Genomic DNA, 17,301 nt, shown 5'->3' with positions numbered 1-17,301 from the left:
GTATGACTTGGCAGAGACTGGCCTGGATCTGCGGTGCGGTCTGGGTGCTCACCGCTGCGGGCCTCATCGCGTACTTCGTCACGGTCGGGCTCGACCAGGCGGACAAACTGGCGAGCAGCATCGGCCTGCCCGTCACCCTGCTCGGACTGGCCGGCCAGGTGTTCTCCCTGGTCATGGCGCACCGCACCACCGCGCCGCCCGCGCCCGGTTCCGAATACGTCGGCGGGTCGAAGATCTCGGTCCGCCGGGTACGGGGCCTTTCGCGGGTGACGCTGAGGCGACTGGGCCGGAACCGGCGGACCGCCCCGGTTCCCCCGCCGGCGCCCGGCTCCCACATCGAGGGGAACCACGTCCAGGTCGACGGCGCGGGCGAGTCAGTGATCGAGGAGCGGTGACCCCCCGGCGCGGCTGGCTCGCCCGGCCGGGGCAGCAGGTCACGGTGCACGGCAACATGACGGTCGTCGAGCGGGTCGGCAGCTCCGTCGTGCAGAACTTCGACCAGCCGCCCCTCTACCACCTGGGGCCCGCCACCCGTGCCCCCCTCGACATCGACCGGGAGAAGGTGCGCGAGCATCCGAGCCAGCTGCTCAACCCCCGGTACCCACAGCCGGAGTTCGTGGGTCGGGCCGCACTGCTCGGGGACCTGCGGGAGTGGCGCGGCGCCAAGGCCGCCTCCTCGGCGCTGCTGCTCCACGGGCCGGGCGGTCAGGGAAAGTCACGCGTGGCCGAGGAGTTCGCGCGGGAGTCCGAGGACGCGGGCTGGACCGTATTCCAGGTGCGGCACGGGAGTGAGCGCATGACCCGCTCGCCCACCCACTCGCCCCTGCCGGAGGCCGACGGCGGTTCCGAAGGGCTCCTGCTGATCGTCGACTACGCCGATCGCTGGCCCGCCCGGGACCTGACCGACTTCACGACCGACTGCACGGGGCAGGGTGACCCCGCGCTGCGGATGCTGTTCATCGCCCGTGCGGCCACCGGCTGGTGGAGCACGCCGTCCAAGCACCTGTGGGATCTCGGCGCGCTGGTCGAGGAACGCGAACTGCCCGCCCTGACCGAGGAGATCGACCGCGCCACCCTGTTCGCGGCGGCCCGCGACCACTTCGGCGCGGCGCTGGGCGTCACGGCCCCGCCCCGCACGCCGCCCGAGCTGAGCGGCGACGGGTTCGCCACCGTACTGGCGGTGCACATGGCGGCGCTGGCCGAGGTGGACGCCGTGCGCCGGGGCCAGGATCCACCGCGCAGCCCGGCCGAGATCTCCACGTACCTGCTCCTGCGCGAGCAGACGTACTGGGAGCAGCTGCGGGCCGCCGGCCAGGCGTCCATCCCACCCGCCACGTTCGCCCGGACCGTGTACGCCGCCACGCTCACCGGGGCCCTGCCGTGGCCGCAGGCGCACGAGGTCCTCGCGCGCCTCGACGTCAACCCCGGCGATCCGGGCCTGGCCCTCGACGACCACGGCGTCGCCTACCCGGCACGCGAGCAGGACACCGTACTGGAACCGCTGTACCCGGACCGGCTGGGCGAGGACTTCATCGCCCTGATGCTGCCGAACGGCCCGATGCGATCCGTGCTGAGCACGGCATGGACCACGCAGGCCCCCCAGCGGCTGTTCGCCTTCGCCGACGAGCCGGCCGAGGGCCTGTCCTGGCCCAGGCGCGCGCTGATCACCCTGATCGAGACGGCCCAGCGCTGGGACCACGTCGCCGAGAGACAGCTCGTACCGCTGCTCGCCGCCCGGCCCACGCTGGTGCACCGGGCCGGATCCGCCGCGCTCTCCGCGCTCGTACGGATCCGGTCCCTGCCGCCGGAGCTCCTGGACGCGATCGAAGCGGGCCTGCCGTTCCGGAACCCGGAACTCGATGCCGGCGCCGCGGAGATCGCCCGGTACGTCACCCCGTTCCGATTACGGCGTGCGGGCGGGGACGCGGCAGCCCTGGCGGAGATCCACAGCGATCTCGCCCACCGCCTCTACACGATCGGTGCGTACGCGGCGGCCGTCACCCGGATCGAGACGTCCATCAGGCTCCTCGAGGAACTGGCCGTGCAGGGTGACCCCTACGCGGAACGACTGGCCGCCTGTCTGGACTGGGCCGGGATCATGTACGAGTTCAAGGGTGACCACGTGCGGGCCCTGGAGTGCACCCGCCAGGCTGCCGCGCTGTACCAGGAGCTGGCAGCACGCCACAAGGACCAGCCGGAGACCTACGGCAGGTTCCAGCGGCGGCTGACCTACGTCCTGGCCAATCTCGCGGGCCGGGTGCTCCTCGGTCCCGCGGAGCGCCTCGAAGTGGCGCAGGAGGCGGTCGAGGCCTGCCGCGCACTCGTCCACGGCGACTCGGTCCCGCGCGACGTGGAGCTGGCCGGCGCCCTGCACAACCTGGGCACGGCGCTGCACAGGCTGGGGCGGCACGAGGAGTCGCTGGCACCGCTGAGGGAAGCGACCGCCATCCGCCGGACGCAGGCCGCCGGGGACTTCGCCTTCTACGCCCAGTACTTGGAACAGCTGCTCGGCGTGCTCACCCGCCAGCTCGCCCTCGTGGGCCGACGGCGGGAGGCGTCCAACGCCACGCGGGAACGCGTCGGAGTCCTGCGCAGGCTGGCCGAAGCCGATCCCGGGCGCTTCGCCGGGGTACTGGCCAGGGTGGAGCGGCAGCTGGAGGATCTGGGCTGACGGGACGCGGTGACGGCGACGGCCTCCGCGACCCGGCCGGGGTCCCGGAGGCCGTCGCCGTACGGGGCGTGCGCCCGGGCGTCAGCCCGCTTCGCGGACCTGGGCCGGGGTCGGGGCGGTGCCGCCCAGGTGGGCCGGCAGCCACCAGGAGTCCTCGGGGCCGCTGGGCTTGGCCGGGTAGGCGCGCTGGGCGGCGTCCAGCAGCTCCTGCACGCGCTCGCGCAGCCGGCGCGTGATGGCGCCGGCGTACTGGTCGGCGGGGGCGTCCATCGGCTCGCCCACGCGCATCGTCACCGGGATGTGGCTGCGCTTGAGGTTCTTCGGGCGGCCCTTGGTCCACAGCCGCTGGGTGCCCCAGAGCGCCACCGGGATCAGCGGGACCCCGGCCTCCTGCGCCATCCGGGCCGCGCCCGACTTGAAGCTCTTGAGCGTGAACGACTGGGAGATCGTGGCCTCGGGGAAGACGCCGATGATCTCGCCGGACCGCAGCGAGTCCAGGGCGTGCTGGTAGGCGTCCTCACCCTGCTTGCGGTCGACGGGGATGTGCTTCATCGCGCGCATCAGCGGGCCGGACACCTTGTGCCGGAACACCGACTCCTTGGCCATGAAGCGCACCAGGCGCTTCTGCGGCCGCGCCGTCAGGCCGGCGAAGATGAAGTCGAGGTATCCGATGTGGTTCGACACCAGGACCGCACCGCCCTTGCGGGGGATGTTCTCGGTGCCCTTCATGTCGATCCGGATGTCGAGGGCACGGAAGAGTCCGTGCGCGGCGCCGATCACGGGAGGGTAGACGAGCTCAGCCATGGTGGGGAGACCCCGCTTTCTGCCTGGGGAGGTGCTCCCGGCCGGAAGTTACGGAAGCGTAGGTACGCGACCATGGGGATCGTGCCCCATACGAGGGCTGCTGGCCAGCCCAGAGGCCCGTGCCCGGGGAGATTCTCATCACGCCGGGAATGTCGCGGGTCTTCGGGGTGCTCCGATCCACGTACGCGCGTACGAGCATGACGTACGCGGACGAAGACGGCGACGGGAGCGCGGGTGCTCGGGCAGGAAGACGGCCGGGACGGTCGGGACGGCCGGCCGGGGGCCCGGCTGGGGGCCGCGGAGCTCGGAGCGGAGCCGGGGGAGCGGGCCACTCTGGTGCAGTTCTCCAGCGCCTTCTGCCAGCCCTGCCGGGCCACGCGGCGGATCCTCGCCGAGGTCGCGGCGATGGTCGAGGGGGTCGCGCACGTCGAGATCGACGCCGAGGAACGGCTGGACCTGGTGCGGGCACTCGGGATCGAGAAGACCCCGACCGTGCTCGTCCTCGACGCGGCGGGCCGGATCGTCCGGCGGGCGGCCGGGATGCCGCGCAAGGTGGACGTGATCGCCGCGCTGGGGGCCGCGGTATGACGGGCGGCGCGCGATCCGGCCCGGCGGCCGGATCCGGTTCGCGGCACCGTGCCGCGCCGCCGGGCGCGCCGGTGCGCGCGCCCGCACGCAGCGTGACGCGCCTGACATCTGCCCGATCCCGCTTGACTGTGTCCACGGAAGATCGCCAGGCTGGCGGTATGCGGTATGAACTCCTGCTCTACGGACGCGTCCATGTGGATCTCGTCCGCCACGCGAGCGCGCGCTGTCGGAATAGCTGAACGCCCCAGGCCCTCGATCTCCGACAACGCCCGCGTGTCCCGCGGCAGAAGGCAGAACCCTGATGACTGCTCCGACGGTCCCGACGGTCCAGACCGCTCCGTCCCCCCGCTCTTCCCGTTCCGCGGGTTCGCCCGGTTCCTCCGGTTCCCCGGCCGGTCCCTCCGGTTCCCCGCGTTCCCCGCGTTCCGGTGACGGCCGTCCCGGCTCGCCCGACCTCCTGCGCTCCGTCTTCCGGCAGCACGCCGCCGGAGTCGCCGTGATCACCGCCCAGGACGGCGCGCGGCCGGTGGGCTTCACCGCGACCTCGCTCAACTCGGTCTCCGCCGACCCGCCGCTGCTGTCCTTCACGATCGGCACGGGGGCCTCCAGCTGGCCCGGGGTGCGCGACAGCGAGTACCTCGGCGTCCACATACTCGGCGAGCACCAACGGGAGCTGGCCGGGCTGTTCGCCCGGAGCGGAGCCGACCGGTTCGGCGGGGCCACCGGCTGGAACCCGGGGCCGCACGGGGTCCCGGTGCTCGACGGCGTACTGGCCTGGCTGGTCTGCCGGGTGGTGGCACGGGTGCCCGCCGGTGAACATCGTGTGATCATCGCTGAGGCGGTCGCGGGGGATCCCGCGGGCGACGGCCGCCCGCTGCTGTACCACCAGGGGCGTTTCAACGCGTTGCGCGACTGAATCGTCCCTGCTTGGGAGGGTCGGGCGGCGTTGGGCAGATCACAGTTCACCAGCCTTGCGACTTGGCGGCACCCACTGTGTACTGACGAGTAACATTCCCTTCGGAGCGCGGGCCGCCCCGACCGGGATCCGCCCGACAAGGCGCCTATGCTGCCTGCATAAGGCGGTACCAGAAAAGACGATGCGGTAGGAGAGCCGGCGTGAGCCTGAGGATCGTTGTCTGTGTGAAGTACGTGCCCGACGCCACTGGCGACCGGCAGTTCACCGAGGACTTGACCGTCAACCGTGACGACGTCGACGGCCTGCTGTCGGAGCTCGACGAGTACGCCGTCGAGCAGGCGCTGCAGATCGCCGAAGAGGCCGACGACGCCGAGATCACCGTTCTGACGGTGGGCCCCGAGGACGCCAAGGACGCGCTGCGCAAGGCGCTGTCGATGGGCGCCGACAAGGCCATCCACGTCGAGGACGACGACCTGCACGGCTCCGACGTCATGGGCACCTCGCTGGTGCTCGCCAAGGCCATCGAGAAGGCCGGCTACGACCTGGTCATCACGGGCATGGCGTCGACCGACGGCACCATGGGCGTGCTCCCGGCGATCCTGGCCGAGCGCCTGGGCGTCCCGCAGGTCACCCTGCTCTCCGAGGTCAAGGTCGAGGACGGCACCGTGACCGGCCGCCGTGACGGCGACACCGCGAGCGAGCAGCTGGAGGCCTCCCTCCCCGCGCTCGTCTCGGTGACGGACCAGTCGGGCGAGGCCCGCTACCCGTCCTTCAAGGGCATCATGGCCGCCAAGAAGAAGCCGGTGGAGTCCTGGGACCTGGAGGAGCTGGAGATCGAGGCCGACGAGGTCGGTCTGGAAGGCTCCTGGACCGTGGTCGACGCCGCGGCGCAGCGCCCGGCCCGCACCGCCGGCACGATCGTCAAGGACGAGGGCGAGGGCGGCAAGCAGCTGGCCGAGTTCCTGGCCGGCCAGAAGTTCATCTAAGAGCTTCGGCCAACCCCTCCATAGCCCCCAGACACTTCGCAATCGCAGGAGAGCAGTCCCATGGCTGAAGTTCTCGTCTACGTCGACCACGTGGACGGCGCCGTCCGCAAGCCCACCCTCGAGCTGCTGACGCTGGCCCGCCGCATCGGCGAGCCCGTCGCCGTCGCCCTGGGCGCCGGTGCCGACGCCACCGCCGCGGTGCTCGCCGAGCACGGCGCGGTCAAGGTCCTCACCGCCGACGCCCCCGAGTTCACCGAGTACCTCGTCGTACCGAAGGTGGACGCGCTCCAGGCCGCGTACGAGGCCGTCTCCCCGGCCGCCGTGCTCGTCCCGTCCTCCGCCGAGGGCAAGGAGATCGCCGCGCGCCTGGCCGTCCGCATCGGCTCCGGCATCATCACCGACGCCATCGACCTGGAGGCGGGTGACGAGGGCCCGGTCGCGACGCAGTCCGCCTTCGCCGCGTCGTTCACCACCAAGTCCCGCGTCTCCAAGGGCACCCCGGTCATCACCGTGAAGCCGAACTCGGCCCCGGTCGAGGCCGCCCCGGCCGCCGGCGCCGTCGAGGCGCTCGCCGTCACCTTCGGCGCCCTGGCCACCGGTACCAAGGTCACCGCCCGCACCGCGCGCGAGTCGACCGGCCGCCCCGAGCTGACCGAGGCCGCGATCGTCGTCTCCGGCGGCCGTGGCGTCAACGGTGCCGAGAACTTCCACATCATCGAGGAGCTCGCGGACTCCCTCGGCGCGGCCGTCGGCGCCTCGCGTGCCGCCGTCGACGCCGGCTGGTACCCGCACTCCAACCAGGTCGGCCAGACCGGCAAGTCGGTCTCCCCGCAGCTGTACATCGCCTCCGGCATCTCGGGCGCGATCCAGCACCGGGCCGGCATGCAGACCTCGAAGACCATCGTCGCCATCAACAAGGACGCCGAGGCCCCGATCTTCGACCTCGTCGACTACGGCGTGGTCGGCGACCTCTTCGCGGTCGTCCCGCAGCTGACCGGCGAGATCCAGGCGCGCAAGGGCTGACCTGCGCTTCTCTTCGTAGCTTCACTTCTTCGGGGCCGTGTGGTGTTTCTCACCGCACGGCCCCGAGTCGTTCGTCCCACGCGTCGGAGGGACCATTGACGGAGCGGAACCGCGTGACTAAATTCTGCTATGCGGATCTAAGCTTCCGTGAAGCGGAAAAGAGGAGAGTGCACGATGGGTCAGCAGGAGAAGGTGGCGACGAGCCTCGCAGGCGCGGTCAGCGAGGGCATCAGCGCCTCCCTCGCGCCGGTGGACGCGGAACTCGCGCGCCACTACCCGGGCGACCCCGGCACCCGTCAGCCCATCCACACGGTCTACGTCCCCGGTGACGTCTTCGCCGCGGACACCATCCGCTCCTGGGGCGACCAGGCCCTCGCCGCGCTCGACGAGCACGCCCCGGACGCCGCCACCTTCGCCAAGGTGCTCGGCATCTCCGACGAGCTGGCCGTACCGGTCTACGACCGCGTCCGCGCCAAGCTGGCCAGTGAGCCCATCGAGGACCTCCGCGTCGACTTCGAGGACGGCTTCGGCGTCCGCTCCGACGAGGAGGAGGACCAGGCCGCGGCCCGCGCCGCCCGCCTGATCTCCGAGGCGTACTCCAACGGCACCAACGCCCCGTACATGGGCATCCGGATGAAGTGCATGGAGTCCAACGTCCGCGACCGCGGCATCCGCACCACCGACATCTTCCTGTCCGGCCTGCTCGCCCACGGCGGCCTCCCGGACAACCTGGTCCTGACCCTGCCCAAGGTCACGTACGCCGAGCAGGTCACCGCCTTCGTCAAGCTGCTGGAGGCCTTCGAGACGGCCCGCGGCCTGCGCCCGGGCCGGATCGGCTTCGAGATCCAGATCGAGACCAGCCAGTCCATCCTGGCCTCCGACGGCACCGCCACCGTCGCCCGCATGATCGAGGCCTCCAAGGGCCGCGCCACCGGCCTGCACTACGGCACCTTCGACTACAGCGCCTGCGTCGGCGTCTCCGCCGCGTACCAGTCGAGCGACCACCCCGCCGCCGACCACGCGAAGGCGATCATGCAGGTCGCGGCCGCCGGCACCGGCGTACGCGTCTCCGACGGCTCCACGAACGTGCTGCCCATCGGCACCACCGAGCACGTCCACGAGGCCTGGAAGCTGCACTACGGCCTGACCCGGCGCGCCCTCGCCCGTGCCTACTACCAGGGCTGGGACATGCACCCGGCGCACCTGCCGACCCGCTACGCGGCCGTCTTCACCTTCTACCGCGAGGGCCTGGAGGCCGCCGCCGCCCGCCTGAAGGCGTACGTCGCCAAGATCGAGGGCGACGTGATGGACGAGCCCGCCACGGCGAAGGCCCTGGCCGGCTACCTGGTCCGCGGCCTCGACTGCGGCGCGGTGGGCACCGAGGAGGTCACCGCCCTCACCGGCCTGACCCGCGCGGAACTGGACGCCTTCGCCATCCCCCGCCGCTCGGCCACCCTGACGGCCACCGCCTGAGCCTGACGCAGGCGCGGGGCCCGGCCGGAGCGTCTTCGGCCGGGCCCCGCGCGGCGTTTCACCGCGTTTCGGTCAGCCAGAGCCGCAGGGCGCCGTCGTCGCACGAGGCGGCCAGCAGACTCCCGTCGGGGGAGAAGGCCACCGAGGTGGCGCCGATCCGGCCGCCGTCCATCAGGCGTGCGAGGACCAGGCCGTTGCCGCCCCACAGCCGCAGGGCGCCGATGTCGTCCACGGTGGCGAGCAGACGACCGTTCGGCGAGAACGCCAGCCCCGCGATTCCCGGCCGGTGGCCCGACAAAAGCGCCCGCAAGGCCTCACCGGTCCGCGGGTCCCACACCGAGACGCCCGCCCCGTCCGCGTCGATGACGCTGATCCGTGTGCCGTCCGCCGTGAACGCGGCCCCGGGCCGTACCGCGCCCGGCCGCTCGGGGAACGGCGGGCAGGTGATGCCACCGCCCTCGGCGTCCCACACGAGCACCCGCTCCCCGACGACGGCGAGCAGCCTGCCGTCCGGGGAGAACCGCACCTCGGTGCCGTGGGCCGGCCGGCCGGGATCGAAGGGGCCGCCCCGCTGTGCGAACGTCGCCCGGTCGTGCAAGGTGACCGTGCCGTGGGTGTTGGTGAGTGCGACGAGCCGTCCGTCCGGTGAGTACGCCATGTGCCCGACCATCGACAGCCGGGACCGGTCCGCCGGCCCGATCGGCGGCGTCAGCCCGTGCGAGGTCCAGATGCCCGCCAGGACGCCGTCCCGGCCGAACTCCACTCCCCAGGCCGGCATCCCGACGGGAACCGCCAGGTCGGCGACCTGCTCCCAGGCGGCCGGGTCCCACACGAGCAGCCGGTCCGCGTCGCTCACCGCGAGGATCAGCGAGCCGTCCGGCGAGAACCGCACCCCGTCCAGGGCGGATTCGTTGCCCGCCGACGGCAGGAACATCGGGAGCGGCACGGCGACGCGCTCGCGCAGGAAGGCCGACAGAACCGCCGACCCGCTGGATGCCGGGGCGGGCGCGGGCTCCGGGGCCGGTCCCGCGCGGTGCAGCAGGACGGTCCGGTCGTCGCCCGCGGTGGCCAGCACCCTTCCGTCCGGGGAGAAGGCCACGGCGTTGACCGCGAGGGTGTGGCCGCCCACGGGCCGCCCGACGGGCGCGCCCGTCGCGGTGTCCCACAGCCGGACGGTCCGGTCGCCCCCGGCGGTGGCGAGCAGCCGCCCGTCGGGGGAGAAGGCCACCGCGGTGACCGCGTCGTCGTGCCCGGCCAGTTCGGGCCCGTGCTGCCGGCCGGTGGCGGTGTTCCACAACCGCGCCGTGGCGTCGTGACTGCCGGTGGCCAGCAGCCGGCCGTCCGGCGCGTACGCCAGTGCCTCCACGTTGTCGCGGTGCCCGGCCATCGCCGGGCCGAAGAGCAGGCCGGTGGCCGTGTCCCACTGCTGTACGGAGGCGAACCCGTCGGTGGCCGCCAGCAGCCGGCCGTCCGGCGCGAGGGCGAGGACCTCCGAAAACCCTCCCCAGTCCGTCAGGCACGGTCCCACCGGGCTGTCGGCGTCCAGATCCCGCACATGTACCTGGTCGCCCTCGCCGCTGACGCCGAACAGCCGTCCGTCGGCCAGGAACCGCAGCCGGCCGAGGTCCCGGCCGGGCCGGCACCGGGGGCTGGGGAGCCGCTTCCCGGACACCGGGTCCCACAGGTTCACGACGCCGTCGTCGCGGAGCACGAAGATCCGGTCGCCTACCGGGGAGAAGGCGACATGGAGGGCGGGGACGGAGGGCTCCCAGAGGTCACTGACCCGTACTGCCTCCGCCCGGCCGTCCGCGACGCTCCACAGCCGGACCGTGCCGTCGTTGCCCGCGGAGGCGAGGGTCCGGCCGTCGGGCGAGAAGGCCAGGTGCCACACCAGCCGGGTGTGTCCGACGAGCCGGTACGCGATCCGGAACTCCCCCGTGGCCGCCTCGCCCGGCGGTTCGGCCGTGCCCGGTACGGGGACCGGGGCCGGGGACGGATCCGGCGGGGCCGGGGACGGCGGGGCCGGAGCGGGAGCGCGGCGCCCGTACCCCGGGTCGAGGGCGGCGAGGTCGCGCCAGCGCCGGCGCCAGACCTCCAGCTCGGGTGCGTTGTGCGGGGGCACGGGCTGCTCCCGGCCGAAGGCGTCGTAGGCGTGGAGGATCCGGACCAAGCCCATGAGCCGGTCCAGCCGCAGCAGCCGCTTGCCGCGGAACGCGTCGCTCTGGGTGGCCACCGGGAGGCGGATCCCCGTCTGCGACCTCGCCGCGCGGGCGGCGAGATCGCGGTACGAGCGTTTGCCGCGGTCGATCCGCAGCCGGCACAAGTCCGCCGCGAACGCCGCGAGTTCATCCTCGAATAACGGTGCGTCTTCCATCAGGGGCCAGGTTAGAGCGGTACGGCACGGCTCCGCCGGACAATCCCGAACAGCGCGGAACGATCGCGGTGACGGCCGGTGTACGGCGTTGTCCGGCAGCGGTACGGGTTCGTTCGGCCCGTGCCGCGAGGCGGTCCGCGGCGCGCTGCAATCGGTGCATGACCACACCCCGGCACCCTGAATCCCGGCCTCCCGAGCCGCCCTCCGCAGAGCCTCCCCTCCTCACCCTGCACGCCGCCGTCGTGCTGCTCGGCGCCATGCTCGTCGGCTTGGTCGCCGGCGGGCTGAGTCACCTCGGCGGGCTACCGCCCGCGCTGGCCGTGCTCGGGGGGCTCGGGGCCGCCGGTGCGGCCGTTCCCGTGCTGCGGACCCTCATCCGCTGAACGGCGGGAGTTCGCCCGAACCGCGGGGGATCAGGTGGGTCGGGAGTTCGGTGCGGGTCGTGGGGAGGGCGGATCCCGACAGGCGTTGGAAGAGGCGGTCCGTGGCCACGCGGCCGAGGGTGGCCGGGTCCTGGGCCACCACCGTGATGCCGGGGCGGAGCAGGTCGGCCAGTTCGAAGTCGTCGAAGCCGACCAGGGCCACCGGGTGCTCCCGGGCCGCGAGGACCCGTACCACCGTGACCGTCACGCGGTTGTTGCCCGCGAAGACGGCCGTCACCGGATCCTGGCCCGCGAGCATGGACCTCGTCGCCGCGGCCACCCGGTCCGGGGCCGTGGAGCCGAGGGAGACCCAGGAATCGGCCACCGGCAGGCCCGCGTCGGCCATGGCGGCGCGGTAGCCGCGCAGGCGTTCCGTCGCCGTGTGGATGCGGGGGTGGTCGCCGATGAAGCCGATCCGGCGGTGGCCGCCGGCGATCAGATGGGCGACGCCGTCGCGGGCGCCGCCGAAGCTGTCCGAGAGGACGACGTCCGCATCGATCCGGCCGGCCGGGCGGTCCACGAAGACCGTGGCCACACCGGCCCGCATCTCCGGCTCCAGGTAGCGGTGGTCGTCGCCGGCCGGGATCACGATCAGACCGTCCACCCGGCGGGCGCACAGGGCGAGCGCCAACTCCCGCTCCCGGTCCGGATCCTCGGCGCTGGAGCCGTTGATGAGCAGCGCGCCGTGCGCGCGCGCCACCTCCTCCACGGCCCGGTTCAGCGGTCCGTAGAAGGGGTCGGCGAGGTCCTCCAGGATCAGGCCCACGGTGGCGGTGCGCCCCTTGCGCAGGACGCGCGCGCTGTCGTTGCGGCGGAACCCCAGGGCGTCGATGGCCTCTTGGACCCGCTTCTCCGTCTCGGGGGTGACGCCAGGCTCGCCGTTGACCACCCGTGACACCGTCTTCAGGCCGACGCCCGCCTGGGCCGCCACGTCCTTCATGGTCGGCCGGTTGCCGTAGCGGGGATCGAACGGGCGGCGGTTGTGGGGCACGGTCGTGAATCCTCCGGAGTCTCGGGCAGGGCTGTGACCTTGAGGATAAGCACTCGGCCGATAGTGAGGTTTCCGTGGCAGGGTGGTGCGGGCAAGCCACTGGGGGCTCCGGACGAGCCATGGGGAGAGGGGTAGACGTGATTGTCTGGATCAACGGCACATTCAGCGCGGGAAAGACCAGCACGGCCCGCGAACTGGCCGCAATCCTGCCGGACAGCACCCTGTTCGACCCGGAGTTCATCGGCGACGCCCTGCGCGTGCTGCTGCCGGCCAAGCGGCTTGCGAAGGTCACCGACTACCAGGACCTGCCGAGCTGGCGGCGGCTGGTGGTGGACACGGCGGCGGCGATGCTCGCGGAGCTGGGCGGGGTGCTCGTCGTACCGATGACGCTGCTGCGCCAGGAGTACCGGGACGAGATCTTCGGCGGGCTGGCGGCGCGCCGGATATCGGTGCGGCACGTGCTGCTCGCCCCTGCGGAAACGATCCTTCGCGAGCGGATCGCGACCCGTGAGGAGCCGGGGGACCCCGACCAGGTCGACCTCCGCGTCCGCCAGTGGGCCTACGACCACATCCCCGTCTACCAGCAGGCCCTCGGCTGGCTCACCGGCGACGCGCACGTCATCGACAACAGCAGCCTGACCCCGCGCGAGACGGCGCAGCGGATCGCCGAGGCCGTCCGCTCGGAGACCGCCCCGGTCTGCGACATCGTGCAGACCCCGGAACCCACGCGGGAGACCGTCGCGGCCGGGGTCCTGCTCTTCGACGAGCACGACCGGGTGCTGCTGGTGGATCCGACGTACAAGGCCGGCTGGGAGTTCCCGGGCGGCGTCGTCGAAGCGGGCGAGGCCCCCGCCCGCGCGGGCGTACGGGAGGTCGCGGAGGAGCTGGGCCTCGTACTGGACCGGGCGCCCGGCCTGCTCGTGGTCGACTGGGAGCCCCCCCAGCCGCCCGGGTACGGGGGGCTGCGCCTGCTCTTCGACGGCGGCCGCCTCTCACCGGAGGCGACGGCCCGGCTCCGGCTGCCGGGCCCCGAACTGCGGGCCTGGCGCTTCGTCACGGAGGCCGAGGCCGCCGATCTCCTCCCGCGGCACCGTCACGAACGCCTGCGCTGGGCCCTGCGCGCCCGGGAACGCGGCCGCCCCCTCTACCTGGAGGCGGGCACCCCGGTCGGCTGAGCCCGGCGCCGGGCAGCCGGGCGCCCGAGGGCGGGAACCGAGGGCGGGAAACCGAGGACGGCAGACCGAGGACGGGAGACCGAGCCGTCAGGCGGGAGTTCCGGCGGCCGCCTTGACCAGTGCGGCCGCCGTGTCCGCCGTCAGCGGATCGCCGTGGCCGAAGCAGGCGATCGACGGGGAGAGCCCGGCCAGGCGGTGGAACGAGTCGATCGCCCGGCCCCGGTCCACGTTGAACACGCCCAGCATCAGCGGGCCGACGGCGGCGATGCAGTCGCCGGTGAACAGCACGCCGTGGCGCGGGAGGTGGATCCCGATGCTGCCGTCCGTGTGGCCGGGGGCGTGGACGACGTACGCCCCGTCCCCGAAGCCCAGCGCGTCCCCGTCCTCCAGCTCCCGGTCGACCGGGGTGGGCGGGGCCTCGGGGACGGCGGTCAGGGCGTGCGCGTACAGCGGGATCTCCCAGTCGAGCAGCACCGGTTCGGGAACGGGCCGCTCTCCCCGGACCACCGGCGCGTCCAGGCGGTGCGCGAGCACGCGTGCGCCCCAGCGGGCGGCGAGCTCACCGGCCGCGCCGATGTGGTCGCCGTGGCAGTGGGTGAGGACGATCCGCTCCAGCCGCTCGGGGAGCAGCCCGAGGGAACGTATCGCCCCCTCGATCTCGGCGGCGGACCCGGCGTTGCCCGCGTCGATCAGGGTGAGGGCCTCGCCGTCCTGCCAGAGGTAGGCCTGGCCGATGGGGAAGCGGAGCATGTGGAGCCGGTCCGGAAGCACTTCTACAAGATCCATGCGTCGACCGTAGCCACGGCCGGCCGGTTCACACGGGCGACTTCACCGGTAGCGGAGTACGCCCAGGGCGCACTGCGCCCCGGGCGCACACGCACCCCTCACGGGGTCAGGCGCGCTTGGACTCCGCGTAGTTGACGAGGAAGAGGGCCTCCGCCACCGACAGGCGCTCCAGCTCCTCCGGCGACACGCTCTCGTTGACCGCGTGGATCTGCGCCTCGGGCTCGCTCAGCCCGATCAGCAGCATCTCCGCCTCCGGGTACAGCGACGTCAGCGTGTTGCACAGCGGGATCGACCCGCCCATGCCGCTGATCTGCATCTCCTGGCCGGGGTACGCGGCCTCCAGCGCCGACCGCATCGACGCGTACGCCGGGCTGTCGGTGTCCGCCTGGAACGGCTGGCCCTGGCCGACCACCTCGAGCTCGAGGCGCGCCTTCCACGGCGTGTGCGCCTCCAGGTGGGCCTGCAGCAGCTTGATGGCCTCCGCGGTGTCCACGCCCGGCGGCACGCGCAGGCTGATCAGCGCGCCGGCGCTCGCGTGCACCGAAGGCGTCGCCCCGACCACGGGCGGGCAGTCGATGCCGAGCACCGTCACGGCCGGGCGGGCCCACAGCCGGTCCGCGACCGAGCCCTCACCGATCAGCTCGACCCCGTCGAGGACCTTCGCGTCGGCACGGAAGTCCGCCTCCGGGTACTGCAGACCGTCCCACACCGCGTCCGAGGCGAGCCCGTCCACGGTCGTCGAACCGTCCGCCGCGCGCAGCGAGTCCAGTACGCGGATCAGCGCGGCCAGCGCGTCCGGGGCGGCGCCGCCGAACATCCCGGAATGCAGGTTGCCGCCCAGCGTGTCGATCTTCACCTTGAGCAGGCACATGCCGCGCAACGTGGCCGTCACCGTCGGCAGGCCGAGACGGAAGTTGCCCGCGTCACCGATGACGATGGTGTCGGCGGTCAGCAGCTCCGGGTGCGCCTCTGCGTACTGCTGGAGGCCGCCGGTGCCCTGCTCCTCGGAGCCCTCGACGATCACCTTCACGGCCACCGGGACACCGCCGTTGGCCTTCAGCGCGCGCAGCGCCAGCAGGTGCATGATGAACCCGCCCTTGCAGTCCGCCGAACCGCGCCCGTACCAGCGGCCGTCGCGCTCGGTCAGCTCGAAGGCGGGGGAGATCCAGGCCGCGTCGTCCAGCGGCGGCTGGACGTCGTAGTGCGCGTACAGCAGCACGGTCGGCGCGCCCTCGGGGCCGGGCAGGTAGCCGTAGACGGACTGGGTGCCGTCGGGGGTGTCGAGCAGCGCCACGTCCTGGAAGCCCTCGACGCGCAGGGCGTCGGCCACCCAGTTCGCGGCGGCCTCGCTCTCGCTCTTGGGGAACTGTGCCCAGTCCGCGACCGACTGGAAGGCCACCAGCTCGGTCAGCTCCTGCTTGGCGCGGGGCATCAGCGAGGCGATGGTCTCGGCGATCGGATTCTGGGACATGGGCACGCTCCTTTTGGGTGCGACGTTGTTCTCCGTGTACGCCGCCCGCATCCGCGGGGTGTGCGTATGCCGGGTACGGCGAAAAAGACAGTTCCGATCCTCGCACAGCAGGACGGCGCGTCGTCTCGCCGTAGGATTTCCCCGGCATCGGAGCAACCGGGTGATCAGGAGCGGCAACACATCGTGAGCAGCGACGACGACGTACGCGACGCAGGGGCCGGCGCAGGCGAGGGCGCGGGCCGGGGCGAGGGCGCAGACGCAGGCGTGGACGCGGGGCAGGCCGGACAGGGGGCGCTCGACGGGGCCGTCGACGAGGCGGCCGGCGAGGCACCCGACGAGGCGGCAGGGGGGAGCGGCGGGACCGGCGAAGTGTGGGACGTCGTCGTGGTCGGGGCCGGACCGGCCGGGTCTTCGGCGGCGCACGCGGCGGCGACGGCCGGGCGGCGCGTCCTGCTGCTGGAGAAGGCCGAACTGCCCCGCTACAAGACCTGTGGTGGCGGCATCATCGGCCCCTCGCGCGACGCCCTGCCCCCGGGCTTCGTCCTGCCCCTCAAGGACCGCATCCACGCGGTCACCTTTTCGATGGACGGGAAGCTGACCCGAACCCGGCGCTCGAAGCAGATGCTGTTCGGGCTCATCAACCGGCCCGAGTTCGACGCCGGCCTGGTCGCCGCCGCCGAGAAGGCCGGCGCCACCGTCCGTACGGGCACTGCCGTGGCCCGCGTCGAACAGCACGGGACCGCCGTGCCCGACCGGCGCACCGTCGCCGTCGTGCTCGCCGACGGGGAGACCGTCCTGGCCCGTGCGGTGGTCGGCGCGGACGGCAGCGCGAGCCGGATCGGCGCGCACGTCGGCGTCGAGATGGACCAGGTGGACCTCGGCCTGGAGGCGGAGATCCCCGTGCCCGAGACGGTCGCGGAGGACTGGAAGGGGCGGGTGCTGATCGACTGGGGCCCGCTGCCCGGCAGTTACGGCTGGGTCTTCCCCAAGGGCGACACCCTCACCGTCGGGGTCATCTCGGCCAAGGGCGAGGGCGCGGCGACCAAGCGCTACCTGGACGACTTCATCGCCCGGCTCGGGCTCGCCGGCTTCGAACCGGCCGTCTCCTCCGGACACCTGACCCGCTGCCGCAAGCCCGATTCGCCGCTCTCGCGCGGCCGGGTCCTGGTGGCGGGCGACGCGGCCGGGCTGCTGGAGCCGTGGACCCGGGAGGGCATCTCCTTCGCGTTGCGCTCGGGGCGGCTGGCGGGGGAGTGGGCGGTGAAGATCTCCGAGGCGCAGGACGCGGTGGACGCGCGCCGGCAGGCCCTCAACTACGCCTTCGCGGTGAAGGCCGGACTGGGCGTGGAGATGGGCGTCGGAAAGCGGATGCTGACCGTCTTCGAGGCCCGGCCGCGGATGCTGCACGCGGCGATCACCGGCTTCCGTCCGGCGTGGCGGGCCTTCGCCCGCATCACGCGCGGTTCGGCGACCCTGGCCGACATGGTGCGGACGTCCCCGCTGGCCCGCAAGGCGCTGCACATGCTGGACGCCAGGCAGGCGGCGGCGGCCGGGAACGGCGGCCGGGGCCCGGACAAGGGCCCGGACAAGGGCCGGGGCCAGGGCCAGGGTCAGGACTGAG

15 protein-coding genes are annotated in these 17,301 nt (G+C 73.1%); 10 read left to right on the top strand and 5 right to left on the bottom strand.

Translation table 11 applies throughout. The annotated features are described in order from the left end of the window. Window positions 1–2 precede the first annotated feature (2 nt). A complete protein-coding gene (locus AB0D29_RS18000; RefSeq protein ID WP_362855241.1) occupies window positions 3–395 on the top strand; it encodes a hypothetical protein in 393 nt (130 codons plus the stop codon). Next, entirely contained in the window at window positions 392–2,671 is a 2,280-nt protein-coding gene (locus AB0D29_RS17995) for a hypothetical protein (protein WP_362855239.1), read from the top strand. The genes AB0D29_RS18000 and AB0D29_RS17995 overlap by 4 nt, the downstream gene beginning before the upstream one ends. 81 nt (window positions 2,672–2,752) lie before the next feature. On the opposite strand, the gene AB0D29_RS17990 is transcribed toward AB0D29_RS17995, so the two are convergent. After that, on the bottom strand, window positions 2,753–3,475 hold the full coding sequence (locus AB0D29_RS17990) for a lysophospholipid acyltransferase family protein (RefSeq protein WP_362855237.1): 723 nt from the start codon (window positions 3,473–3,475) through the stop codon (window positions 2,753–2,755). Between the two features lie 234 nt (window positions 3,476–3,709). On the opposite strand from AB0D29_RS17990, the gene AB0D29_RS17985 reads away from it, so the two are divergent. The 5 genes from AB0D29_RS17985 to AB0D29_RS17965 all read left to right on the top strand — a co-directional run bounded on the left by AB0D29_RS17985 (window position 3,710) and on the right by AB0D29_RS17965 (window position 8,461). Next, on the top strand, window positions 3,710–4,063 hold the full coding sequence (locus tag AB0D29_RS17985; protein WP_362855236.1) for a thioredoxin family protein: 354 nt from the start codon (window positions 3,710–3,712) through the stop codon (window positions 4,061–4,063). Between the two features lie 301 nt (window positions 4,064–4,364). Continuing rightward, window positions 4,365–4,979: a flavin reductase family protein gene (locus AB0D29_RS17980; RefSeq protein ID WP_362855234.1), complete on the top strand. Its 615-nt coding sequence runs from the start codon at window positions 4,365–4,367 to the stop codon at window positions 4,977–4,979. A gap of 200 nt (window positions 4,980–5,179) precedes the next feature. Further along, a complete protein-coding gene (locus AB0D29_RS17975; RefSeq protein WP_030708987.1) occupies window positions 5,180–5,965 on the top strand; it encodes an electron transfer flavoprotein subunit beta/FixA family protein in 786 nt (261 codons plus the stop codon). Window positions 5,966–6,025: 60 nt separating this feature from the next. Beyond that, on the top strand, window positions 6,026–6,988 hold the full coding sequence (locus tag AB0D29_RS17970) for an electron transfer flavoprotein subunit alpha/FixB family protein (RefSeq protein WP_030708985.1): 963 nt from the start codon (window positions 6,026–6,028) through the stop codon (window positions 6,986–6,988). Between the two features lie 174 nt (window positions 6,989–7,162). Next, window positions 7,163–8,461: an aldolase gene (locus AB0D29_RS17965; protein WP_362855233.1), complete on the top strand. Its 1,299-nt coding sequence runs from the start codon at window positions 7,163–7,165 to the stop codon at window positions 8,459–8,461. Window positions 8,462–8,519: 58 nt separating this feature from the next. On the opposite strand, the gene AB0D29_RS17960 is transcribed toward AB0D29_RS17965, so the two are convergent. Continuing rightward, window positions 8,520–10,835, bottom strand: coding sequence for a WD40 repeat domain-containing protein (locus tag AB0D29_RS17960; RefSeq protein WP_362855231.1), 2,316 nt, complete (start codon window positions 10,833–10,835; stop codon window positions 8,520–8,522). A gap of 158 nt (window positions 10,836–10,993) precedes the next feature. Between AB0D29_RS17960 and AB0D29_RS17955 the strand changes: the two genes are divergently transcribed. After that, complete coding sequence (locus tag AB0D29_RS17955) at window positions 10,994–11,218, top strand: hypothetical protein (protein ID WP_362855230.1); 225 nt, start codon at window positions 10,994–10,996, stop codon at window positions 11,216–11,218. On the opposite strand, the gene AB0D29_RS17950 is transcribed toward AB0D29_RS17955, so the two are convergent. Then, window positions 11,208–12,197: a LacI family DNA-binding transcriptional regulator gene (locus AB0D29_RS17950; protein WP_362855467.1), complete on the bottom strand. Its 990-nt coding sequence runs from the start codon at window positions 12,195–12,197 to the stop codon at window positions 11,208–11,210. The two genes, AB0D29_RS17955 and AB0D29_RS17950, sit on opposite strands and share 11 nt — an antisense overlap. A 170-nt stretch (window positions 12,198–12,367) precedes the next feature. Here AB0D29_RS17950 and AB0D29_RS17945 point away from each other — a divergent pair, with 170 nt between their 5' ends. After that, window positions 12,368–13,423, top strand: a complete 1,056-nt coding sequence (locus tag AB0D29_RS17945) for an NUDIX domain-containing protein (protein ID WP_362855228.1) — start codon at window positions 12,368–12,370, stop codon at window positions 13,421–13,423. Between the two features lie 87 nt (window positions 13,424–13,510). On the opposite strand, the gene AB0D29_RS17940 is transcribed toward AB0D29_RS17945, so the two are convergent. Together AB0D29_RS17940 and AB0D29_RS17935 are read right to left on the bottom strand one after the other, a co-directional pair. Further along, complete coding sequence (locus tag AB0D29_RS17940; protein WP_362855226.1) at window positions 13,511–14,209, bottom strand: MBL fold metallo-hydrolase; 699 nt, start codon at window positions 14,207–14,209, stop codon at window positions 13,511–13,513. 106 nt (window positions 14,210–14,315) lie between these two features. Beyond that, window positions 14,316–15,680, bottom strand: a complete 1,365-nt coding sequence (locus AB0D29_RS17935; RefSeq protein ID WP_362855224.1) for a dipeptidase — start codon at window positions 15,678–15,680, stop codon at window positions 14,316–14,318. Window positions 15,681–16,049: 369 nt separating this feature from the next. Between AB0D29_RS17935 and AB0D29_RS17930 the strand changes: the two genes are divergently transcribed. After that, on the top strand, window positions 16,050–17,300 hold the full coding sequence (locus AB0D29_RS17930) for a geranylgeranyl reductase family protein (RefSeq protein WP_362855465.1): 1,251 nt from the start codon (window positions 16,050–16,052) through the stop codon (window positions 17,298–17,300). Window position 17,301: the final 1 nt, after the last annotated feature.

The sequence above is a fragment of the Streptomyces sp. NPDC048424 genome (genome assembly GCF_040651555.1).
Taxonomy (GTDB): domain Bacteria; phylum Actinomycetota; class Actinomycetes; order Streptomycetales; family Streptomycetaceae; genus Streptomyces.
This window is presented reverse-complemented; position numbering and strand designations above follow the sequence as displayed.